The 23,206-nt window shown below is 44.4% G+C and carries 14 protein-coding genes and 1 pseudogene; 9 read left to right on the top strand and 6 right to left on the bottom strand.

Going from position 1 to position 23,206, the window contains the following annotated elements; translation table 11 throughout:
- Positions 1–228 precede the first annotated feature (228 nt).
- The gene (locus MAS10914_RS0126795) at positions 229–876 is read right to left on the bottom strand and encodes a Uma2 family endonuclease (protein ID WP_017319028.1); all 648 of its coding nucleotides are present in this window, start codon (positions 874–876) and stop codon (positions 229–231) included.
- Between the two features lie 214 nt (positions 877–1,090).
- Entirely contained in the window at positions 1,091–2,488 is a 1,398-nt protein-coding gene (locus MAS10914_RS0126790) for a TldD/PmbA family protein (protein WP_026082841.1), read from the bottom strand.
- A gap of 212 nt (positions 2,489–2,700) precedes the next feature.
- On the opposite strand from MAS10914_RS0126790, the gene MAS10914_RS0126785 reads away from it, so the two are divergent.
- The 6 genes from MAS10914_RS0126785 to MAS10914_RS0126760 all read left to right on the top strand — a co-directional run bounded on the left by MAS10914_RS0126785 (position 2,701) and on the right by MAS10914_RS0126760 (position 12,160).
- Complete coding sequence (locus MAS10914_RS0126785; protein ID WP_017319026.1) at positions 2,701–4,356, top strand: DUF2079 domain-containing protein; 1,656 nt, start codon at positions 2,701–2,703, stop codon at positions 4,354–4,356.
- A 476-nt stretch (positions 4,357–4,832) separates the two neighbouring features.
- The gene (locus tag MAS10914_RS0126780; RefSeq protein WP_017319025.1) at positions 4,833–6,023 is read left to right on the top strand and encodes a glycosyltransferase family 4 protein; all 1,191 of its coding nucleotides are present in this window, start codon (positions 4,833–4,835) and stop codon (positions 6,021–6,023) included.
- Positions 6,024–6,161: 138 nt separating this feature from the next.
- Positions 6,162–7,025, top strand: a complete 864-nt coding sequence (locus tag MAS10914_RS0126775; protein WP_017319024.1) for a Tab2/Atab2 family RNA-binding protein — start codon at positions 6,162–6,164, stop codon at positions 7,023–7,025.
- A gap of 191 nt (positions 7,026–7,216) precedes the next feature.
- Positions 7,217–8,527, top strand: a complete 1,311-nt coding sequence (locus MAS10914_RS0126770; RefSeq protein WP_017319023.1) for a TldD/PmbA family protein — start codon at positions 7,217–7,219, stop codon at positions 8,525–8,527.
- 22 nt (positions 8,528–8,549) lie between these two features.
- Complete coding sequence (locus MAS10914_RS0126765) at positions 8,550–9,260, top strand: class I SAM-dependent methyltransferase (RefSeq protein ID WP_017319022.1); 711 nt, start codon at positions 8,550–8,552, stop codon at positions 9,258–9,260.
- Positions 9,261–9,499: 239 nt separating this feature from the next.
- Complete coding sequence (locus MAS10914_RS0126760; protein WP_017319021.1) at positions 9,500–12,160, top strand: chloride channel protein; 2,661 nt, start codon at positions 9,500–9,502, stop codon at positions 12,158–12,160.
- A 76-nt stretch (positions 12,161–12,236) separates the two neighbouring features.
- Here the strand turns inward: MAS10914_RS0126760 and MAS10914_RS0126755 are convergent, their stop codons facing one another.
- On the bottom strand, positions 12,237–12,533 hold the full coding sequence (locus MAS10914_RS0126755) for a WGxxGxxG family protein (RefSeq protein WP_017319020.1): 297 nt from the start codon (positions 12,531–12,533) through the stop codon (positions 12,237–12,239).
- 389 nt (positions 12,534–12,922) lie between these two features.
- On the opposite strand from MAS10914_RS0126755, the gene MAS10914_RS0126750 reads away from it, so the two are divergent.
- Together MAS10914_RS0126750 and MAS10914_RS0126745 are read left to right on the top strand one after the other, a co-directional pair.
- Positions 12,923–13,441, top strand: a complete 519-nt coding sequence (locus MAS10914_RS0126750; RefSeq protein ID WP_017319019.1) for a COP23 domain-containing protein — start codon at positions 12,923–12,925, stop codon at positions 13,439–13,441.
- A 249-nt stretch (positions 13,442–13,690) separates the two neighbouring features.
- Complete coding sequence (locus MAS10914_RS0126745) at positions 13,691–16,897, top strand: serine protease (protein WP_232224244.1); 3,207 nt, start codon at positions 13,691–13,693, stop codon at positions 16,895–16,897.
- 20 nt (positions 16,898–16,917) lie between these two features.
- Here MAS10914_RS0126745 and MAS10914_RS0126740 read toward each other — a convergent pair whose 3' ends face one another.
- The 3 genes from MAS10914_RS0126740 to MAS10914_RS0126730 all read right to left on the bottom strand — a co-directional run bounded on the left by MAS10914_RS0126740 (position 16,918) and on the right by MAS10914_RS0126730 (position 22,129).
- Complete coding sequence (locus MAS10914_RS0126740) at positions 16,918–18,918, bottom strand: serine/threonine-protein kinase (RefSeq protein WP_026082839.1); 2,001 nt, start codon at positions 18,916–18,918, stop codon at positions 16,918–16,920.
- Positions 18,919–19,175: 257 nt separating this feature from the next.
- Positions 19,176–20,063 (bottom strand): hypothetical protein, encoded by an 888-nt coding sequence (locus tag MAS10914_RS0126735; protein ID WP_017319015.1) that lies wholly within the window; start codon positions 20,061–20,063, stop codon positions 19,176–19,178.
- A 26-nt stretch (positions 20,064–20,089) separates the two neighbouring features.
- Positions 20,090–22,129, bottom strand: a complete 2,040-nt coding sequence (locus MAS10914_RS0126730) for a serine/threonine-protein kinase (RefSeq protein ID WP_026082838.1) — start codon at positions 22,127–22,129, stop codon at positions 20,090–20,092.
- Between the two features lie 696 nt (positions 22,130–22,825).
- Here MAS10914_RS0126730 and MAS10914_RS35095 point away from each other — a divergent pair.
- A pseudogene (locus tag MAS10914_RS35095) lies at positions 22,826–23,206 on the top strand (peptidase); the annotation flags it as partial.

Below are 23,206 nucleotides of genomic sequence, written 5' to 3'. Positions count from 1 at the left end.
GAACTCGGAACTCCGACCTCTGAACTCGGAACTCCGACCTCTGAACTCGGAACTCCGACCTCTGAACTCGGAACTCCGACCTCTGAACTCGGAATTTCGACCTCGGAACTCGGAACTTCGACCTCGGAACTCGGAATTTCGACCTCGGAACTCGGAACTTCGACCTCTGAACTCGGAACTCCGACCTCTGAACTCGGAACGTCAACTTTTCAACCTGAAAAGTCTCTTTTATTGCTTTGTTGACGAAGCAATTTGCTGCTTTACCCAAGCACGAAAAGCGCGAGTTGTTGCCATTTCTCCATTCTTTTTCGTTTCTTGAATAAACCGAGGAATTTCTTTCACGTCTACAGCTGCAAAAGTCGGGCTAGTTTGAACTTCTGTGTATTCACCATCACCAAGTCTGTAAATTCGTAATACACTGCCGTTGTATCGCCAGAATTCTGGCACACCAATTGCTGCGTAAATTTTTGACTTATCTACTTTGGGTTTGGAGTATTCTACTTCTAACACTAAGTCTGGGGGTGGATCTATTGCTAAATCTATGTTTTCCCTGTCTCGAACTAGGGCTTCATTCTGAATATAGTAGCTGCTATCGGGTTCACTTGCCCGCTCTAAATCATCTCGTGTTAAGGTCAGTGAACCAGCACGTTTAATCTCTAAGCCAAATTCTTCGCACAATACCCCAACAAAAACTTCAATCAAACGGTTGGAGTTTTCGTGCGGCATCAATGGTGTGATAATTTCTAATATTCCATTGTCATAAGCTAGTCGGTTTTTCCGCTCTTGACCCATCTCCGCCAGCATAGTTTTAAATGTTTGCCAGCTGATGTTTGATAGTATTGTCCTAGTTTCTGCGGGTGTTACCGTTGTTACCATATTCACCTTCCTCGTTCCCTGGTTCTACCAGGGTATTCATAAGTGATTTTCTGTAAGGTGGGCATGATCTCAAATGTGTATCACATCAGCTTTTATGTGTATCACATCAGCTTTTATCAGCAATACCCACCCTACTTAAGGTTGATGTGTAAATTCATGCGTGTAGAGACGCGCCATGGCGCGTCTCTACATCAGGATTACATACAGAAAAAATCTAAGCGGCTTCTCCCCCCACAACAACATCACGTATCCGCAAACTGGGACCACCGCAACCAACCGGCAAACCATTTTGCCCACCCTTCCCACAACCGCCGGACTCATCCCAGTAAAAGTCATCGCCAATTGCTTCAATATCTGCTAGGGTTTGGAAAACATTCCCTGAAAGCGTCACATCCTTCACAGGTTCGGCGATTTTGCCGTTTCTAATCATCCACGCTTCCCCAGCGCTAAAGGTGAACATTTCTCCATTCGTCATTCCACCCAACCAGTTACGGGCATACACTCCTTCTTTGATACCGCTAAATAAATCCGCAACAGGTGTTTTCCCCCTTTCAATCCAGGTATTGGTCATCCGCACAAGTGGAGGATAGTGATAATTGAGACACCTTGCGTTGCCTGTAGGCACTTCGTCCAATTTTCCGGCAGTTTCGCGGGAATGCAAACGTCCTACCAAAATTCCATCTTTAATGACTTGCGTTGTGGTTGCAGGTGTGCCTTCATCATCGTAAAAATAGCTGCCCCGATGTCCTTGTGGCGCAGCACCATCAAAAATCTGCAACTCTTTTGGTCCAAACCGCCGCCCAAGAGTCATCACTTCCAATAAATCTGGGTTTTCGTAAGCCATATCTGCTTCGGAAAGATGCCCAAATGCCTCGTGGACAAATAATCCTGTGAGAATGGGGTCTATCACCACAGTGTAGGCATTACCTTTGACTGATGGCAGAGATAAGGCTGCAACTGCCCTTTGTGCCGCGTCTTTGACTTGTTCATCCAAAGTCATTAAATCTTCAAAGGCTTTGCGCGAACCATTCGTTTCCCGTCCCGTTTGGACAGTTTCGCCGTTTCTAGCAGTGGCGGCAAAGCGCATTTCCATATCTACCCAAGATTGCTCAATAAAAGTCCCTTCACTGGTGGCGAGGATAACCCTTTGGGCGCTGTCGGCATAGCGGACAGAGGTGGTGGTGATACGGCTGTCAACGCTTCTGAGTAATTCAGTATAGCGATCGCACAATTCTTTTTTCTTCTTCAGCGGAATCTGCCGGGGATCGCTTCCAGTTAGGGGCATACTGCATACTGCTTGCACTATGTCAACCGGAGCGAGGATAGTTTCTTCATCACCAACAATCCGGGCTGCAGCAATGGCTTCTTCAATGCGATCGCTAATTGTCGAAAGCTGGTTAAAGCTGCTAAACCCCCACCCACCTTTATAACAAGCACGAATTTGTCCACCAATCGAGATACCTTCGCTCAAGGTTTCTACCTTGTCGCCACGCAACACGATATCTGTTCCTTCGGCTTCTTCAAGGCGAATCATCAGATAATCTACACGAGATGAATAACGTTCGAGTAGGTCAGAAAGCAAATTTTGAGCGTCTGCAAGTAAGGTCTGCATATGTGGGAGAGCAACAATGACGAACTGCATTTATTGTGCAACTATGCGGGTATGACGTGCCACTGCATGAGTGAATTCTCTTTTGAAAAAGGAACTTGTTTTTCACCAGAAACGTCTTTGCTTGAAACTTCAATCCCTGCTAGAGTTTGTGGGAATCAACGTTTTACAATAAAAGTTTTCACCCGGTTTGCCTCATTCAGGGTAAGTGAGTGATGTTGTCAAAATTACAAAAAAACCTGCGAATAACTTCGGTGTTAAAGTTGACGGCAAGCACTGCTAACAGGGTAGTCGTACTACTAGCAGCAGTCTTCTTTATCCTTTGTCTCATATTTACCCTGCATCGTTACTTCAGTTTTTACGCCTCGTTCGACCAAGGAATTTTTAACCAAGTTTTTTGGAATAACCTTCACGGTCGATTCTTTCAGAGTTCGCTTTCTTCAAGTCTTTCAACTAATGTTGTTCACTCTGGAGAAATTCCCACAGTCTACTACCACAGACTAGGTCAACACTTTACCCCAGCATTGTTACTTTGGCTACCAATTTATGCATTGTTTCCCTTTCCTGCAACTTTAACAATCTTACAGGTCATTTTCATCACGGCTGCTGGTTTGGTTTTGTACGCATTGGCACGACAGTACCTAGAACCACCATTAGCAATTATGATCACCGCCAGCTTTTACGCCGCCAACGCTGTTATCGGTCCCACCTTAAGTAACTTTCATGACATTAGCCAGATTCCGTTGTTTGTCTTTGGCTTGTTGTTGGCAATGGAAAAGCGCTGGTGGTGGCTATTTTGGCTGTTGGCAGTTTTCATTTTGGCAGTCAGGGAAGATGCTGGCGTGAGTTTATTTGGCGTCGGAGTTTACATGGTTTTGAGCAAACGCTTTCCCCGCGCTGGACTTGCTGTTTGCACTCTCAGTTTTGGTTATATGTTGGTTCTCACCAATGCTATCATGCCGCTGTTTTCTGAGGATGTTTCGCGGCGGTTTGCGTTGGAACGCTTTGGGCAATATGCGAATGGCGAGGAAGCTTCTACCCTAGAAATTATTTGGGGAATGATTACCAACCCAGGACGGTTATTGGTAGAACTGGTAACGCCAGTAGACCGCACAATTAGGTATTTACTCGGTCAATGGTTGCCCTTGGCGTTTGTGCCTGCTGTTGCTCCCGCATCTTGGATGATAGCAGGCATTCCCCTGCTGCAACTGTTTCTGAGTAAGGGAGAATCTGTACTGGCAATCACGATCCGTTATGCTTTAACTGTGGTTCCAGGGCTATTCTATGGGGCGATTCTTTGGTGGTCACAGCATCGTCAATCATTTAAACCATCATTTCGCCGTTTTTGGGTAGGTTGCATCTGTGTTTCTTTGTTGTTGAGCTTTACATCCAATCCCAATCGGACTTTCTACTTTATAATACCCGATTCAGTCAAGCCTTGGGTCTATGTGTCTTTGCCTCAACAATGGGATCACATATCACAGTTTCGCCCAATGCTTGCACAAATTCCACCGGATGCGAGTGTGTCTGCAACCACTTACCTGGTTCCCCATCTTTCCAGTCGCCGCGAAATTCTTCGCTTACCTGCTCTGCAACTGCGAAATGATGCACGGCAGGTGATAAAAGTTGATTATGCGATCGCAGACCTTTGGCAATTACAACAGTATCAAGCAGCCTTTAAGGGCGATCGCCAACTTTTAAAGGATATCGTACTCCTGATTGAGCAGCTGACGAACAATCAGGAATACGGAATCCTTGATTTTAGAGATGGTGTCATTTTACTTAAAAAAGCTGCCACTTCAAATGAACAAGCAACCGCAGCTTGGTTAGCCTTTCGCCAACAGCTTGGGAATAAACAGATAGGGAGATGAGGAGAGTAGGGGGAGAAAAGTTTTTTGGCGTTTGATCTGTGACGCACACTCCCCATTAACTTACTTTTTCATAAATTTCCCATCTCCAGATGAGCCTGATTAATCAGCTTTGTTCAAAATGTCACTAGCATTACTTTTTTCATAAAAATGTTAAAAAAATCAAAAATTTTCCATATTGGAACTACTAAAAGTAGTCAAACTTGTATCTTGAGTTGAAGAAGAATAAACAGATGCAGAATGCAGAACAAAGAACACAATTGGGTTGGGGATTCCAACCCCACCGTAATTATTGACCGCAGTCCCTAAAAGGAACCGCTTCGCTACGTAGGAGCGGGGGTCTTAAACCCATTTACTCAGAACCAGAACTCTACAATTTATACTTAATTCTTACTTTTTTCTTCTGAGTTCTGAGTACTGAGTACTTTTTGATAAATGTATAAAGTTAGAGATTTGTAACGGGTTAAGCATAAGAGCATATGAAGATATTGGTGTTGAGTTGGGAGTTTCCGCCCCGGATAGTTGGGGGAATTGCTCGTCATGTTGCAGAGTTATACCCGGAACTCGCCAAGTTAGGACATGAAATCCACTTGATTACACCAGAGTTTGGTCATGCACCAATGTATGAGATGGTCGATGGAGTGCGAGTCCATCGCGTACCTGTGGCGAATGGTCATGACTTTTTTCACTGGGTAGTCAATTTCAACGAGAGCATTGGGCATCACGGTGGTAAGCTGATGCTGGAGGAAGGACCATTTGATATCATTCACGCACATGATTGGCTCGTTGGGGATGCAGCGATCGCCCTCAAGCACAACTTCAAAGTGCCCCTGATTGCAACTGTTCACGCAACTGAATACGGGCGCTATAACGGTATTAACACTGATACTCACCGTTATATTAGTAGCAAAGAAGAACTTCTGGCTTTCAACGCTTGGCGGATTATCGTTTGCACCGACTATATGCGGCGGGAAGTAGAACGGGCGCTACACGCTCCCTGGGATAAAGTAGATGTTATTTATAACGGGATCAGACCAGAAAAGAAACAGCACCACCAAGATTTTCACGCTCTAGATTTTCGTCGCCAATTTGCCGAGGACGGCGAGAAAATTATTTACTACGTAGGTCGCATGACTTATGAAAAAGGCGTCTCTGTCTTGCTTAATGCTGCTCCCAAAGTTCTATGGGAGATGGGGGGATACGTTAAATTTGTCATTATAGGTGGCGGCAATACCGACCATCTTAAGAAGCAAGCTTGGGATCTAGGAATTTCCCACAAGTGCTATTTTACCGGTTTTATGTCTGATGAGTACTTAGATAAATTCCAAACCATCGCTGACTGTGCGGTGTTCCCCAGCCTCTACGAACCCTTTGGTATTGTTGCACTAGAAAGCTTTGCCTCTCGCGTTCCCGTAGTTGTTTCTGATACAGGTGGTTTTCCAGAAGTCGTGCAACACACCAAAACAGGTATTGTCACTTACACCAACAATCCGGATTCCCTAGCATGGGGAATTTTGGAAGTGTTGAAAAATCCAGGTTATCGCCAATGGCTGATTGATAACGCTTATGAAGATTTAGACAGACGCTTCAGTTGGCGCAAATTAGCCAAGCAAACTCAGGAAGTTTACCAACGGGTGGTACAAGAGCGTAAGCAGGTGGTTTGGTCATAAATTTATTGCTATAGCAGATCCTGCATTGTGATCCCAGAAGTATTGGTATCTGGGTAGTCATGTACATTCTCCCCAAAAGGGGGAGAACGTACATTGGTAGAGTGAAAATATCAAAGTAGCCAATCTTAACGGCATAACATGGGCAGTATTTGGGAACTAGATTTTTACTCGCGTCCGATTCTGGACGAAAATCAGAAAAAAATTTGGGAAGTCTTGGTCTGTGAGAGTCCTTTGGAAACCCGGACAAAAATCGATTCTTTGTTTCGCTTTGCTAAATATTGCCCCAGTACTGAGGTCAATTCGCTGTGGTTGCGGACGGCGTTGGAAGAAGCAATCAGCAACGTCGGAGAAACACCAAGAAGAATCCGCTTTTTCCGCCGCCAAATGAACAACATGATTACCAAAGCCTGCAAAGACTTGGGTATTCCCGCCGAGCCTAGTCGCCGCACTTTGCTGCTTAACCAATGGCTGCAACAGCGGATGGAGCAAGTCTATCCTCAAGAGTCAGGCTATCAAGCTCTGACGAATCCCTCAGTCAAGTTGGATAACCCCTTACCCCAACGCTTACCAGATGCTTTAGAAGGAAAGCAGTGGATATTTGTTACCTTGCAAGGTATGGAATTTGCCCAAATGCACGAGTGGGAAATTGGCTTTAGCGAAGCTTTCCCATTGGAGATGGCGCAAATTTCCCCTGAAACCCCCATTCCTGGTGTTTTGATATTTTCACCTAGAGCATTGCCAATAGCAGGTTGGATGTCTGGTTTAGAGTTGGCTTGGTTGAAATTTGATGATAGCCAAGGGGCGAGATTACTTTTAGAAACTGGTGCGACTGAAAGCTGGATTTTGGCGAATATCAAAAACTCCCAAACGTTAATGGAAGCCAAAGACTTTGAACAAGCAAAGCAAAAAGCTAACGGAGTGCATTTTATCGCGGTGCAGTCCAATCCCCAAGAAGAATCTTTTGCGGGGTTTTGGCTGTTGCAAGAGGTCAATCTGCCGTAAATTTGATTGAGGGAATAGGTCGTGGTTAGTGGGTAGTAGGTAGTAGGTAGTGGGTAGTGGGTAGTGGGTAGTGGGTAGTGGGTAGTAGTAAACAACTAACAACTAATGTACAGACGCGCCATGGCGCGTCTCTACAACTATCAACCATCCATCCCCAATTGCCAATTTCCAAATCTAGAAGCAACAAAAATATGGTGTATAAAGAATTACCAAATAATTCGCTAGCAGAACAACTGCTGGAAATATCCATAAAATTGGGTGCAGAAGCCGCTGAGGTCTATCAGTCGAAATCCCTCTCTCGACCTGTATTTTTTGAAGCAAATCGCCTCAAACAGATGGAAACCAGCCAATCTGAAGGTACAGCACTGCGGCTGTGGCGAAACGGATGTCCGGGTTTAGCCGTGGCTTACGGTCCTGTGGAACCGCAAGCTTTGGTGGAACGTGCTTTAGCCCTGAGTCAACTGAATCAACCTGAAGCAGTGGAATTGAATGGTGATTCTCAACCTTCCTACCCAGATCTGGGTGAAAATGTACCTATAGAAAGATTGGTGGAGTGGGGTAAAGAAGCGATCGCCATGATCCGCGACATCTACCCAGATGTCATTTGTACAGGTGAGTGGGAATGCGATGTTGAAACGACTAGACTCGTAAATACGAAAGGTTTAGATTGCCACTACACCGACACCACTCTCAGTTGCTATATGGAGGCAGAATGGGTACGGGGTGACGATTTTTTGAGCGTTTCTGATGGTCAAACCGAAAGAGGCAATCTCCAACCAGACAAAGTTGCTTACCAAATTTTACAGAGGTTGGCTTGGGCACGAGAAAATGTGACATCTCCCAACGGTCGTGTCCCAGTTCTGTTTACTTCTAAAGCTGCTGATATGCTTTGGGGGACTGTACAAGCGGCTTTAAATGGTAAGCGAGTCTTGGAAAAGGCTTCTCCGTGGGCAGAACGCATTGGTAAATCAGTCATCTCACCCATAACTCTATACCAAGACCCCCATGCGGGACCTTACAGTTGCCTATTTGATGATGAAGGCACCCCAACTCAGTCTCTCGTGTTTATCCAAGACGGTGTGTTGCAGAATTTTTACTGCGATAGCACCACCGGACGCCAGTTAAATATTGCCTCCACTGGTAACGGTTTTCGCCCTGGTTTAGGGAGTTATCCTACTCCTGGTTTATTTAATTTCCTCATCCAGCCTGGAACTGAATCGCTACAAGAATTGATTCAACATCTGGATAATGGCTTAATTGTGGATCAAATGCTGGGAGGGAATGGCGGGATTTCTGGTGACTTTTCTATCAACGTTGATTTGGGCTACCGTGTTCAAAATGGTCACGTTATTGGGCGCGTTAAAGATACCATGGTGGCTGGAAACGTCTATACAGCTCTCAAACAATTGGTTAAACTGGGTGGCGATGCTGACTGGAATGGTTCTTGCTACACTCCATCTTTGTTGGTAGAAGGACTATCCAGTATCGGAAAGCAAAATTAAAAATTAAAAATGCTTTGCAGGTATGGACGATTCAAGTCATCACCCTAATGGTATTCAACTTGATAGGGTAGTATTTTTTGGGCGGACTTTATCAGAATATGTAAAATTTTTCAACCTTGATTTGTCTCATTGGCAAAGTAGCAAAATTTTGGATTGTCCATCGGGTGCCGCTTCTTTTGTAGCAGAAGCTTGCCAAATGGGCATTCATGCTGTAGCTTGTGACCTTTTATTTCACCTTGATACCAAAGTCATAATTGAGAAAGGCAACGCAGATTATAACCACGTTGTAGAAAGGATTTCCCTTGTTCCTCACCTCTACAACTGGGAAGTTTATGGAGGAATTGAGGGATTTAAAGAATATAGAAAAACAGCCTTTCAACGATTTGCAGCCGATTATGAAAATGGTAAGGCACAAGGTCGTTATATTCCTGTCGAGTTACCAAAGTTACCCTTTGCAGACAAAAGCTTTGATTTGGTTTTAAGTGGGCATTTTTTGTTTGTTTATAGCGATGAATTTAATTACACATTTCACTTAAATACAATTTTGGAACTTTATAGAGTATGCTCTAAGGAAGTCAGAATTTACCCGTTACATGGAAAAGATGCCAAAATTTACCCACTGATGAATCATTTAATAAATGACCTAAACTCCTTAGAAATTTCTACCGAAATTGTCGAAGTTCCTTGGGAATTTCAAAAAGGTAGCCATCAAATGCTACAGTTGATTCGTTAATATAGCAATCCTAAATGATAAGCCCTACGGGCACGCTACGCAAACGTGAAATCTTCCAGTGAGGCTGTCATTTGTCCTTAGTCTAGTGACCAAAGAAAGAACATAGAACTCAGAACTCAGTAGCCAGAATGATAGAAAGGTACAAGAAGAACGGGTAAAATTTATTACCTACCTCACGATTTTATTTTTTTGACTCTTGACTCTTGAGTATTAACTTAACTTTTGAATTTTGAATTTCTATGTCACCTCTTTTTCTTACTCAGAGCTTTCGCGCTTTGTGGCAACCTAGAAGAGGTTTAGCGATCGCAGAAGCGTCAGTTATCGGGTTAGTCGCTGCCATATCTGCTGTATTTTTCAAAGTTGGAACGGGATGGTTAGGAACATGGCGAGTTCATACTTCCTACCTCCTGCCAGCATGGCTTGTCCTACCAGTCGTTGGTCTTTGCTTTGGATTTCTCGCTGGCTTACTCGTGGAGAGGTTGGCACCAGAGGCATCCGGTAGTGGAATTCCACAAGTCAAAGCCTCTCTTGCTAATGTGCCAGTCAGATTATCCTGGCGCGTTGCTGCTGTGAAGTTACTCAGTGCCACCCTCGCCCTAGCTTCAGGTTTAACTTTGGGGCGGCAAGGTCCTACTGTCCATGTTGGGGCAGCTTTGGCGGCAGGGATGAGTCGTTTGGTTCCCACTTCTCCAGATCATCGACGGCAGATGATAGCAGCGGGTGCAGGTGCGGGGTTGTCAGCAGCTTTCAATGCCCCCATCGCGGGGATGATATTTGTCGTCGAGGAATTACTTCAGGATTTATCGGGATTAACCTTAGGAACTGCCATTATCGCCTCGTTCATTGGTGGCGTTGTCTCGCGGGTGCTGGGGGGTCGTAGTCTGGAACTTAACCTGGAAGCAACTCGTTACTCCAGCACCTTTTCAATACTAGAAATTCCTTTTTACCTGATTTTAGGTGTCCTGGCGGGGTTACTGGCTGCATTATTTAATCGGGGACTGATTGCCAGTCTAGGAATTTACCGTAACTTACACATCAGCTTGCCGTGGCGAGTGGCGTTAGCTGGTTTTATATCAGGTGTGGTGGTCGCGCTGCTACCATCTGGTTTCCGGGATAATAGCGGGTTACGGGAGTTTATCATCACTGGTGAAGTTCATGCTTCCACAGCAGCCCTCGTGTTTGTGGCTCAATTTGCTCTCACCTTGGTAGCATTTGGCTCAGGAGCGCCAGGAGGATTATTTGCTCCTAGTCTCATCTTGGGTTCTTGTTTAGGATACATCATTGGTGTAGTCCAGCTTTACACTTTGGGAGAGGGTTCCCCTACCACCTATGCCCTGGCAGGAATGGGGGCATTTTTCAGCGCCGTCTCCAAAGTGCCAATTACGGCAATTGTGATTGTGTTTGAGATGACCACAGATTTCAATCTGGTGCTCCCTTTGATGATTGGCTCTGTCACATCCTACTTAGTTGCCGAAAAGATAGTCCCTGGGTCACTGTATGACAAACTTTTACAGCTAAATGGCATCACTATCCAAAAACAAGCTCCTATTGAAGGACTATTGACAAAGTTAACAGCAAGAGATGTGATGCAAAGACGGGTGGAAACTCTGGAAGCAGAAATGTCTCTGGATGAAGCGGTACAGGCGTTCTCTCATTCTCACCATCAGGGTTTTCCGGTAGTGGAAGATGGCAAGCTAGTAGGAATTGTGACACAAAGCGATTTGCTGAAAATGCATGAGCGCAACTTAAGCGGAGATACTCCCATAAGGGAAATTATGACACCGCAGCCAGTCACGGTCACTCCCATCCAAAATCTAAGTGATGTGCTGTATTTGTTAGACCGCTATCAAATCAGTCGCTTGCCAGTGGTGGAGGGGCGCAGACTCATTGGGATCATTACCCATGCAGATATTATTCGAGCGGAAGCAGACCATATTAATGCCGAAAACAGACAAACAGGACCGCGACCAGAACCTTCCTATGTCGTTTATCAAACACGTTCTCCCAGTACTGGTAGGGGAAGATTACTAGTACCGATAGCTAATCCCGAAACAGCAGCGACACTACTAGAAATGGCAGCAGCTATTGCTCGCGATCGCCATTACGAAATTGAGTGCATACAAGTCATGCCAATTTCTCGCCACAGTTCCCCAACAGAAACACCCGTTAGGACAACAAAAAGTCGTCGTTTGCTGCGACTGGCGGAGGCTTTGGGCAAAAAGTGGAAAATTCCCGTGCATACTCAGATCCGGGTAACCCATGATGTAGCGCAGGCAATTCTAGAGACAATTAAAGAACGACACATCAACCTCATTTTGATGGGGTGGAAGGGTAGCACTTCTACCCCTGGTCGGATTTTTGGCAACGTTGTAGACACTATAGTCCGCCAAGCCACCTGTGATGTGGTGCTAGTGAAGTTAGGTGCAACAGATGGGTTAACAGATTTAACAGATCAATCCTCGGATATCTCCGTTGCTAAATCCGCTGTTACTCTCCAATTCAACCGCTGGCTTGTTCCAATGGCTGGTGGTCCTAATGCGTGGGTGGCGATTAAATTGTTACCTGCTTTAGTCACATTAGGGAATGACCCAAAAATTCGCCTGACTAGGGTATTCAAGCCATCAGAAGTAGAGCCAGATATGACAGTCTTAGAACAAGCCATTCGCCAACTCATTCGTCGTCGCCAGTTGGGAAGCACCGTCTTAGCAGCCCCAGTTAAATCTGACTCAGTATCTGAAGGTGTCATTAACTTGGTGAAAAAAGAACATTACGATGTTGTCGTTCTAGGTGCTTCTCGTGAAGGGATGCTGCAACAGGCGATTACAGGCAATATTCCAGAGGCAATAGCTTCTGGTGTGGATAGTACAGTGATTTTAGTACGGGGGGCAATCACCCTTTAGGGTAAGCCGCTACAAGCGCTACGGCATAGCAACGGCTTTCGGTGCAAGTCATTAACAGCTTGGAATGCACTTGATATTAATACCGACGGGTGCTAGAGGTGCCCACGACATCACGGTTCCCATAAGCCACGGTTTCATCAGCTTTGCGGCTGCGACGACCTAATAGACCAAACAGACCGAGCAAGCCCAGCAAACCCCAATCTCCGTCCTGATAATTGTCATCAGTAGCAGAAGTGTCTGTAGTAGTCTCTGTAGCGGTGCCATTGGGAGTGGTAGTTGTCTGGGCAGAAGCAGGCAGAACAGCAGGTAGGGTGGCTAAACTCAGAGCTAGAGCGCTCATACCCAAAAGTTTAGAGACATCAAAGCGTTTCACGTTCAAATTCCTCAATTCAATTGCAGCAAGTATTTAATTACAGCTTATTCAGTTTCAGTCAAACCATAATCAATCCTTGGCTGGAAACTTATCTCTGTTTAAAGTTGCATCTGTATGATAAAAAACATACCTCGTAAGGCATGACGACTGTGGGAATCTCGAGGACAGTAGTCACAGAAAAACAGTTTGTATATTTATTTACTTTATCAAATAAATAAATAAATTAACTTTAAAAAATCTTTGAAAAATTATATAATTAAGTATTAAAATAATGCAGTCATTAATAGTAACTAACAATATTTTTTCATTTCCTTCTGAGGTTCAGGATTTGCTTATTCAGATGATGTAGTTAATATCACTTCTTAGGTGTTAGGAAGAATAGCATCACCATGAAAACCAAATTATTTGCAAATATGCTGGCTGCCAGTGGGATCGCACTAGGCAGTATTGCTACTATAAGTCATTCCAGCTATGCTCAAACAACCACATACTTTTGTGGTACAAATAGGGAGGGCATACCAACAACATATGCCCGAAATGCAACAGGAAGGAAAATTCCGGTCATTAGCTGGCAAAGAAACTGGAGCAGTAAATTTTCCCCTAGAGCACGCTGTGAGGTAGTCTCTGCTAGATTTCAAACTGCCTCTATTGACGGTGTGCTGAATTACCTCACAACTGGAACTCTCAATGGTCAAAAGGTTTTGTGTGCTGCCAGTCGATATGGGGGTACTTGCAACCAATTGCTACTCACACTCAGAGCAGATGACAACGCTAGCCAAGTGATTGAAAGTCTCAGACAAATGGGTTACACCGCTAGCGGTCCGATTATTCAATCTGAGGATGGCTCTCCTCAAATCTACATTGATATGAATCAGTTACTACGGGAAGAACCCGCTGACGCTGAGTAGGATCTTCAGGGTTCAATACATCAAACTTGCAGAGTTTGCGACAGGGAGATAGGGAAATAAAAACAAAGACAATGAGCCTCTGGCTCAAATTCAAAGTTAAAAAAACTAATTTTTGCCTCCTGGGTCGGATCTGCGCTAACACGTAGCGTGCCCAAAGGGCATACTTTGAACTTTGAATTTTGAATTCCCCCGCAGGGGGGCGACCCCTATTTCTCAATAACTAAATTGACATTAATGGGACATGGGCAAATGATTTGTCGATCACTGGCTTTGGTCGTCTGGATGAGCACGTTGTGGATGCCGCCAGTACAAAGTCCTTATCCGAGTATTTCTGCTCCCAGACTTTTTGCTCAAAAGCAAGCTTCCCAGTTGTCCCAACAACTACAGAAGCTAGCTCACTCCATTACTGTCAAGATTATCTCTGGAGAAAAGGGCGGTTCGGGGATATTGATTCAGAAGGAAGGTCAGCTGTATACAGTTCTAACAAGTCAGCATGTTCTGGAAACAGAAAAACCTCATTTTATTCATACACCCGATGGTCAAAATTATCCAGCCGAGTTGGTGAAGGAAGTCAACTATAATAACAAGGATTTGGTTCTACTACAGTTTCGTGCTAGTGGTAACTATGCCGTAGCCTCCCTGGGAAATTCCTCAACCTTGGAAGAAGGTGATGAAGTGTTTGCTGCTGGGTTTCCCTTTGAGGATAATTCGTCTGCGTCAAGGGAGTTTGTCACCAGACCCGGACGTATTTCCCTGTTGCTAGAACGCTCCTTGAAGGGAGGCTACCGGATTGGATACACTAATGAAATTGAAAAGGGCATGAGCGGTGGACCTGTGCTCAATCGTGAGGGTAAGGTCATCGGTATCAATGGGATTCATGCCCAACCTCTGTGGGGCGATCCGTATGTGTATGAGGATGGTTCCCAGCCTAATGATGCTTTGCGCGAGCGGATGAGGCGATCGAGTTGGGGAGTTCCCATTGAGACATTAGCTCAGTTAGATCCCCCAATTATCCCACCAGAGATCCCGCAAACAAGGAACACAGTTACCAAATCAACAGCCACATCTACGCCCTTGGTGAGCAGTCTGGTTGACAAAATTGCCAAAGAAATTACGGTATTAATCACTTGGCAAAACAGTCATGGGTCAGGGGTGATGGTTGCTAAACAAGGTAACACATACTACGTTCTCAGTGCTGGTCATGTGGTGCGAGGTAAGAACGACTTGAAAGTCGTTACTGCCGATGGTCAGCAGTATTCAGTAAACACAAGCACGGTCAAAACCTGGGAAGGGACAGACTTAGCGCTGTTGCAATTCACCAGCAACCAAACTTACCAAGTGGCTACCCTAGCTGACTATGACTTAGGAAATGAAGACAGAGTGGTTTTTGTCTCTGGGACGCCCACATCAAAACAAGATACCACACAACCAAGCCGTCAGTTTAGCGTTGGAGTGCTGTACGGAGGGGGAATTGATCGCGCCAAGGATTCTCGTTCTTTTTCTTTTGGTTATGAACTAGTTTATACCAATTCTACTGACAAAGGGATGAGTGGCAGCCCAGTGTTAGATAGCTTGGGTCGAGTCATTGGGATTCACACAGCAGCGGAAGGAGAACCAACGTTAATTAAGCAGAAAACTGGTGAGGAACGTGAAATCCAACTAGGTTACAGCTTGGGTGTGCCTATCCGCACCTTTTTGGCACTGATGCAGCAAGAAAAGTCGCGGCTCATTTTCAAAAAGCATACTTCTGTACCACCGCGACTGAGCGCTCCACAACAAGATGCAATCATCACATCTGCTCTCAATTTAGAATTACCAGAAAATAGCCTCGATGAATTTGAGTGGCTCAGTTATGGCAATAAACTGTTGCGATCGCAGAAATACGAAAAAGCAGTAGATGCCTTTGACAGGGCAATTCAAATCAAGCCAGACTTATATCAAGCTTGGTATGCACGCGGACGCGCACAGCGTCTACAGCAAAAATATAAAGAAGCACTGTTATCTTTCAACAAAGCAACTGTATATAATCAAACATACGATCCAGCTTGGCGTGAGCTTGGCGATACGCTTTTCGCCTTGAATCAATACGAAGAAGCGCGTAAAGCTCTAGAAAAGGTCATTGAACTTAAGCCAGATGAGTTCATAGCTTATCGAGGACTCTGTAATGTGTTGGGCGAATTAGGGAATTACCCAACAGCGCTCAAGGCTTGCGATCAAGCTATCAAAATCAATCCCCAGCCTTTGCAGTACATTCTCCGGGGTGAGATCCGTACCAGTATGGGCGACACCACCGAAGCAATTGAGGATTTCAACCAAGCTTTGCGCCTTCAGCCTGACAATCCCTTTGCATACCGACAGCGCGGTGTCGCCAGATCGAGTGAAGAAAGTTATCAGGGCGCGCTCGAAGATTTAAATAAAGCTATCAGCCTTCAGCCAGACAATGCTTATGCCTACGTTGATCGCGGGATTGTCCACGCTATGATGGGAAACCGCAAGGCATTCACAGAAGATTTCGACAGAGCGCTGCGCCTTGAGCCTGACTCTGCTGCTATTTATCATAAGCGAGGTACTGCCCGCTATCTTCTGCAAGATGACAAAGGAGCGGTTGAGGATTACACCGCAGCGATTCGCTTTGCTCCTGAGTCAGCTTATGTTTATCACAAAAAGCTTGGTGATGTCCGAACTGGTGAGAAAGACTACGAAGCAGCGATTGAAAATTATACCGAAGCGATACGCCTAGAACCTAACTATGCCCCCGCTTACGTTGGTCGAGGAATTGTCCACGCTATGATGGGTTCCCAACAGGGATTTACAGAGGATTTCGACACAGCTTTGCGCCTTCAGCCTGATAATGCGTGGTTCTACAGCTACCGAGGAGATGCTCGATTTCTCCTGAAAGACAACCAGGGAGGAATTGAGGATTACAACAAAGCCATGAGTCTGTTTCCTCAACTGGCACATTTATACTACACGCTCCGGGGTAACGCCCGACAGGAACAGAAAGACTATCAAGGAGCGATCGCAGATTACAACGAAGCGATTCGCCTGAAGCCAAATTTTGCCTTAGCTTACAACAACCGGGGTCTAGTGCGTGTGCAAGAGAAAGGTTTTGCAGGAGCGATTGCGCGAAGCGCAGCGCCAAAGGAAATCGCTCCCGCCAATCAATCTATTCGCCTCACCTCTAACATTCCTACCGTGTTATATATCAGTGCAGAGTCTCTACAAAATACACAGGATACTCAAAAAGACTATGAAAAAGCGATCGCCGATTTCACACAAGCGATTCGCCTGAAGCCAGATTTTGCCTTAGCTTACAACAACCGAGGTTTTGCGCGTTTGCAAGAAAAAGATGGCAAAGGGGCAATGGAGGATTTCAAGCAAGCGATTGCAATTAAGCCGGATCTTGCCGAAGCTTACAATAACGAGGGCTTTGCACGTCTTTTTCCAAAAAATTAGACTCTTTGCAACCGAAGATTTCACCGAACCATTCGCCAAAGATTGATAGTCCCGTCAGTACCAGCACTAGCAAGGGTTTTGCCATCAGGACTGATGGCGATGGAAGTCACTTCTTTAGAATGCCCCTTGAGGGTGCGAATTTCCCATTTCGTTGCCAGATCCCACAGTTTGATGGTGTGGTCACTACTACCACTGGCAAGGATTTTGCCATCGGGGGTGATGGCGATAGAATTGACCGAGAAGGAATGCCCTTTGAAGGTGTGGATTTCCTGTCCGGTTGACAAATTCCACAGTTTGATAGTGTCGTCAGCACTGCTACTGGCAAGAGTTTTTCCGTCAGGGGTGATGGCGACAGACCGGATCGGTTGTGAATGCCCCTTGAAAATTCTGATGACCTTTTTGGAAGCTAAATTCCATAGTTTAATTGTGTTGTCCTCACTGCCACTGGCAAGAGTTTTGCCATCGGGACTAAAGGCGACGGATTTAACCGCACCAGAATGTGAGTTAATGGTGGCGATTTCCTTTCCTGATGGCAGTTTCCATAGTATGATGGTGCCGTTAAAACTGCCACTGGCTAGCATTTTGCTATCTGAACTAATGGCAAGGGACTCAACCGAACTCAAATGCCCATACAGGGTGCGAATTTCCTGTCCAGTTAATGGATTCCACAGTTTGATGGTGTTGTCACCATTACCACTGGCTACAGTACGACCATCCGGACTGGTGGCGACGGAATGAACCGAACCAGCATTCCCCTCTAGTGTGAAGATTTCCTTTCCAGTTGCCAAATTCCATAGTTTGAGCGTCGTGTCAAAACTGCTACTGACAAGAATCCCCCCCAGTCCCCCCTTGCTAAGGGGGGAGTCAGGGGGAATCGGACTGATGGCGACAGATGTCACTAAGTTGGAATGCCCATTGAGGGTTTTAATCAGGAAAGAATTTTTGTCTCCTATAAAGTCTAAAAGCTGGAAATCGTTCACATACCAAACTCCCCCAAATCCTAACAACAGAATGACAGCACCTGCTAAAAGTCTATTTGTCAGTATGGGTGAGGGCGAGGGTAGTGGCTCAGATACCAAGTCCTTGATGACTTCATCCACCGATTGATAACGCTCTTTAATGTCTTTTTTCAGAAGCTTATCGAAAATTTCAGCCAAATCTGTACTTATGGGTCGTTTCAAATATTGCCGCCAAGAAGCAACCCAGCTATAGCCATTTTCTGTCCAAAGTAGACCTGGTGAAACACCTGATATTAAATGAAAGCAGGTAGCTCCCAAACCAAATAAATCACTTGCTGGGTAAGCCTCACCATCCTGCAATTGTTCTAAAGGGCTATACCCACGCGTACCAATAGTCGTCCCCGGTTTAGTTCGCACTGTTGCGCTCAACTGCTTTGAAGCACCAAAATCAATAAGTACTAGTTCCCCCTTTGCCCCGCCTATCTTCCCCCCGCTTGCGGACATCCCTCCAACCCCCCTTGTTAACATGGGTTGGGGCGATCTCCGCATAATATTTTGTGGCTTGATGTCCCGATGAATCACCCCACGCTCATGGATAAACTTGAGAACGGGCAGTAAATCGAGCAAAACTTCCCGAATTTCTGTTTCGCTACATGTTCCCTGTTGTCGCAACTCTTTGAGCAAAGTCTGCCCATCAATAAACTCTTGCACTAAATACAGATAGCTATCTTCCTCAAAGTAAGCCAGCAAGGTGGGAATTTGTGAATTTTTCCCTAGTTCTTGCAATCTTTGAGCCTCTTGTTGAAATGACTCAATCGCCTTCTTCAGAGCATATGTACCCTGGACTTTCGGTGCCAATTGCTTGACGACGCAGCGTTCATTGAGCTTGTCTACATCTTCAGCCAAGTAGGTTCTGCCAAATCCACCCTCATCTGAAAGTACCTTGATAACACGATAGTGACCTCTCAAAAGCGGTATCAGTGGCACGCCGCAACTCTGGCAATTCGGTATCCCACAAGGATTGAGGGGGTTTGAGCAATCGGGGTTGAGGCAGCAGAGCATCGTCTGGCAAGCGTGACTGTGCTGCCATCTATGATATTACATCCGGAATTTTTCCGGCAAAAATTGTCAAATTTATAATTATTATTACTTATTACTGTCTTCATCTAAAAAGCAATCTGGCTGCCCAGGAGCAACTTTTACACACTTAGGAGTGAAAAGTATAGTCATTTTAGTGCGGAGTGCGATCGCACAATGCTCCCGATTGAGCGCACACCCGTCCCACAGGGGCGTGCGCCGTTAGTTGGGGACTCACATAATTAAGCACCTCTCAGTAGAACTTGGCTTATTTCTAGAGCAACCTGCTGATTTTGCCAGTAGCGGGTGTGAGAATCAATAGCAAACCAACCTGTATTGACTAAAACATCTTTAATTGATCCCTTATCCCTACTAGTAGAATTTAAACTAAAGAGATTTTCTAGAGGAAAAGCAATAACATCTTGTTCGTCATAAAAGTTGAGCCAAGTTCGCTTAATCCCCTTTTCAGTATCATCTTGAACAGGATTTTTGATTGAATTAAATTTATTACCCTCTTTCCACAAATCCCCTTTACGTAACATAAATAAACCAATAGGAGAACCTAAGGTAAATAGATTACGGAAGTTAACTTGTCGTTGATTATTTTTGTTACGAGATAGTTCGTTTTGATGTTCAAGTTTCTCATATTCCGGTAGAAATAAATTGTTCTCTTCAAACAAGTTAAACAAGTAGTCAAAAACGATGATTGAACCAAGAGAGTGAGCAATAATACTATAGGGTAAGCCTTTGCTAATATGAGGTTCCATCTGCTGCCAAACTGTACGTCGAATATTGTTGTCATTTTCAGAGACATAAGCAGCAACATCACCGAGAAAAAATGTTATGAATTTACGAAGTGAACGAATTGGATTTTTTATGCCACTAAAAGGTAATTTTTTTTCACCTACTTGTAGCTGGGGAAATGCTGCATCAAAAATTGTCAGTTCTGCATCAGAAGTTACAAGTTGCCAGTTAATATATACACATTCAAATTTATTATTAAATACATCTAGGGGCACTTTAGCTCTATCACAGTAGGCTTTTGCAATTGCCGTCCACAAAACATCGTAATCATTTTCCGAATAGCTTTCACCCATACCGTGAACAAAAAATAAAATATGTTTATTCATTGGTTTGTTGAATTAATAAATGAAAACTAACGAGGCAACTGCCAAATCTTGATAATGTTATCAGCACTGCCACCACTGGCAATAGTCTGTCCATCTGGACTGATAGCGACAGAATAAATATAGCCAGAATCCTTCTTCAAGGTACGAATTTCCTTCCCTGTTGTCGGATTCCAAAGTTTAATTGTGTTGTCATTGCTACCACTGACGAGTATCACTCCATTGGGAGTTTGATTGTTACCAGGGTTTTGCAGATATGCGACAGAATTCACTTTGTCGGAATGCTCCTTCAGTGTGCGAGTTACTTCTCCTGTCACTAGATTCCACAGTTTAACTGTCTTGTCCTTGCTACCACTAGCAAGAGTAACGCCATCAGGACTAAAGGCAACGGAAAGAACCATTTCGGAATGTCCTGTCAGTGTGCGAATTTCCTTTCCTGTTGCTAGATTCCACAGTTTAATCGTCTTATCCCAACTCCCACTGGCAAGGGATGCACCATCGGGACTGAAGACAACAGAATCAACTGCTTTGGAATGTCCCTTGAAAGTGCGGATTTCCTTACCCGTTTCCAGATTCCACAGTTTAATTGTCTGATCCAAACTTCCACTGGCAAGGGTTTTGCCATCTGGGCTAAAGGTGATGGAACAGACGCCATCAGAATGCCCATCTAAAGTGCCAAGTTCCTGTCCCGTTTCTAAATTCCATAATCTGATAGTTTTGTCCTTACTACCACTGGCAAGAGTTTTGCCATCGGGACTGAAGGCGACAGACCAAACCCAGCCCAAGTGTCCCTTAAAAGTACGGATTTCCTGTTGGTTGGCTAAATTCCATAGCTTGATTGTTTTATCATCACTCCCACTAGCAAGGGACATATCATCGGGAGAAAAAGCGACAGAATTTACATCACTGGAATGTCCCTTCAGGGTGTAGGGTGAATCAGAATCTTCCGAGGTTCTATTTATGGGCTGACTGGGGTTAGAAGGCTTGGTGATTGCTATTGGGCGAGAGTATGAAGAATACCAAACTCCTCCCAATCCTAACAGCACAATGCCAGCACCAATCAACAGATGTTTCTTCAGCTTGCCGTCTGGTAGTAATGGAACAAGTAGCCCAGATGATGAGGCAGATGAAAGTACAGTTGAGGATACTGGTTGTGACTGACTTAGCACATCCTTAAGAACTTCATCAGCCGATTGATAACGCTTTTCGATGTCTACTTTTAACAGTTTGTCTAAAAGATTACCCAACTTCAATCGGCGTGGGATTGTTCCGCCCTGACCGGGATTATTCAAATATCGCCGCCAATGATTCACCCAACTATAGCCATGTTGCATCCATAGTTTAGATGGGGAAATCCCTGTCAGCAGATGAAAGCAAGTTGCACCCAAACTGAATAAATCACTAGCTGGGTAAGCTTTTCCATCCTGCATCTGTTCGATTGGGGTGTAACCATGCGAGCCAATAGTCGTCCCGATTTTAGTCTGCACTGTTGCTGTGAACTGCTTTGAGGCTCCAAAATCAATCAGCACTAATCGCTTATCACTATCACGGCGAATAATATTCTGCGGTTTGATATCCCGATGAATGACCCCACGCTCATGGATAAACTCAAGAACAGGCAGTAAATCCAGCAAAAGTTCTCGAATTTTGCTTTCAGTATAAGTTCCCTGTGTATGCAATTCTTTTAGTAAATTCTGCCCCTCGATATATTGCTGTACCAAAAACAGGTATTTATCCTGCTCAAAGTAAGCCAAAAGTGTGGGAATTTGATGATGTTCTCCCAATTGCTGTAGTTGTTTTGCCTCTTCTTTAAACAGCTCAACCGCCTTTTTCAAAGCTGAAGTCTCCTGGACTTTTGGTGCTAATTGCTTAACAACGCAAGGTTCATTCAGCTTGTCTATATCCTCTGCTAAGTAAGTTCTGCTAAATCCCCCTTCATCAGACAGTAACTTGATGACACGGTAACGACCCCTCAATAAAGAAATCAATGGTGTACTGCAACTACGGCATTGCTGGCTACCATCTGGATTCAAAGGATTCGGGCAATCGGGATTCAGGCAGCAGAGCATACTGGGAATCCATTTGCAGCTTGAGTATATGTTAAGATTAAGCGATACTGGAAAATTTTGCCATCTCTTCTGTAACTCAGTAAAATTGTCATTTTACACCAATGCCAGTGCTTTCTTGTCAACTAACTATCTTACAATCTAAGTGGATTTCAGGTCATTCTACTTGAGTGATATCTTTGGATAAGCTTATAGGTATTAACTGCACTTGTTATCAATTTCATCGTGATTGACCTGTTATCCGAATTCTTGTGCTTTATCTAAATGCCATCATAAAAACTATTTTGCGTGTGCAAAAGCCAAGTAGTTATTTTAACGCATTGATAGAGCAGTTGTTATTATTGAATCTTCTCTAAAAAAGTTCTCAGATCTAAAATTCGGGTCAGCCTTTTCATCATTTCAACAGTTCAAGGAACTTTTTCGCTTCAGATTAGTCTAAGGTTTATTAATCTTTTTTTGTCATACACAATATGTAAAGTTTATTGAGTGATTATTTGCTTGTTGAAAAATCAACGGTCACTTATCATCGTATTTCAGTAAAATTGATACAGGTTATACAAACACGTAAAGATTTATTTAGTTCTGTTTGAGAAGCAAAAAGCAGATTAAGCAGATTAAAGTAAACCACACTAGTCAAATCTTACAAGGTGTAAATATACCTTTAGATTGAATTGAGAAATAAAGAATGAGGAGTGAATTATGGCAAGAAAAAATAATAAATACGACAGGCATAGATTAGACTTTGTATTAATTTGTTGCATGAGCACTAGTTTGTTGACAACAAGCTTTGCTTTGCCTATGAGCGTTTTGGCAAGCCCGTTTCACTCTGGACACTTCATAATTGCCAAACCACCAGATGAGAGACAACCAGAAGCGGTAGAAAAAGGAATTGAGCAAATTCCTGTGGTTCAACCGCCTGTCTCTCAACAACGCAAACCATCTATTGAATCTCCTTTACCTACTACTATTACACCCACGGCAACCAGTACTACCACCCCAGCACCTAAACCTGTGGCGACGGGCACGACTTCCACACCCACCGCAACTGGTACTACCCCAGCACGCAAACCTGCGGCGACG

Origin of the sequence: Mastigocladopsis repens PCC 10914, assembly GCF_000315565.1 — a bacterium.
Taxonomy (GTDB): domain Bacteria; phylum Cyanobacteriota; class Cyanobacteriia; order Cyanobacteriales; family Nostocaceae; genus Mastigocladopsis; species Mastigocladopsis repens.
The sequence above is the reverse complement of the archived record's forward strand: the minus strand, read 5'-3'. Positions and strand labels throughout refer to the sequence as shown.

Excerpts from the sequence above, each read along its gene's own strand:
- MAS10914_RS0126795 (WP_017319028.1), bottom strand. The coding sequence starts at position 876 with ATGGTAACAACGGTAACACCCGCAGAAACTAGGACAATACTATCAAAC.
- MAS10914_RS0126790 (WP_026082841.1), bottom strand. The coding sequence starts at position 2,488 with ATGCAGACCTTACTTGCAGACGCTCAAAATTTGCTTTCTGACCTACTC.
- MAS10914_RS0126785 (WP_017319026.1), top strand. The coding sequence starts at position 2,701 with ATGTTGTCAAAATTACAAAAAAACCTGCGAATAACTTCGGTGTTAAAG.
- MAS10914_RS0126780 (WP_017319025.1), top strand. The coding sequence starts at position 4,833 with ATGAAGATATTGGTGTTGAGTTGGGAGTTTCCGCCCCGGATAGTTGGG.
- MAS10914_RS0126775 (WP_017319024.1), top strand. The coding sequence starts at position 6,162 with ATGGGCAGTATTTGGGAACTAGATTTTTACTCGCGTCCGATTCTGGAC.
- MAS10914_RS0126770 (WP_017319023.1), top strand. The coding sequence starts at position 7,217 with ATGGTGTATAAAGAATTACCAAATAATTCGCTAGCAGAACAACTGCTG.
- MAS10914_RS0126765 (WP_017319022.1), top strand. The coding sequence starts at position 8,550 with ATGGACGATTCAAGTCATCACCCTAATGGTATTCAACTTGATAGGGTA.
- MAS10914_RS0126760 (WP_017319021.1), top strand. The coding sequence starts at position 9,500 with ATGTCACCTCTTTTTCTTACTCAGAGCTTTCGCGCTTTGTGGCAACCT.
- MAS10914_RS0126750 (WP_017319019.1), top strand. The coding sequence starts at position 12,923 with ATGAAAACCAAATTATTTGCAAATATGCTGGCTGCCAGTGGGATCGCA.
- MAS10914_RS0126745 (WP_232224244.1), top strand. The coding sequence starts at position 13,691 with ATGATTTGTCGATCACTGGCTTTGGTCGTCTGGATGAGCACGTTGTGG.
- MAS10914_RS0126740 (WP_026082839.1), bottom strand. The coding sequence starts at position 18,918 with ATGCTCTGCTGCCTCAACCCCGATTGCTCAAACCCCCTCAATCCTTGT.
- MAS10914_RS0126735 (WP_017319015.1), bottom strand. The coding sequence starts at position 20,063 with ATGAATAAACATATTTTATTTTTTGTTCACGGTATGGGTGAAAGCTAT.
- MAS10914_RS0126730 (WP_026082838.1), bottom strand. The coding sequence starts at position 22,129 with ATGCTCTGCTGCCTGAATCCCGATTGCCCGAATCCTTTGAATCCAGAT.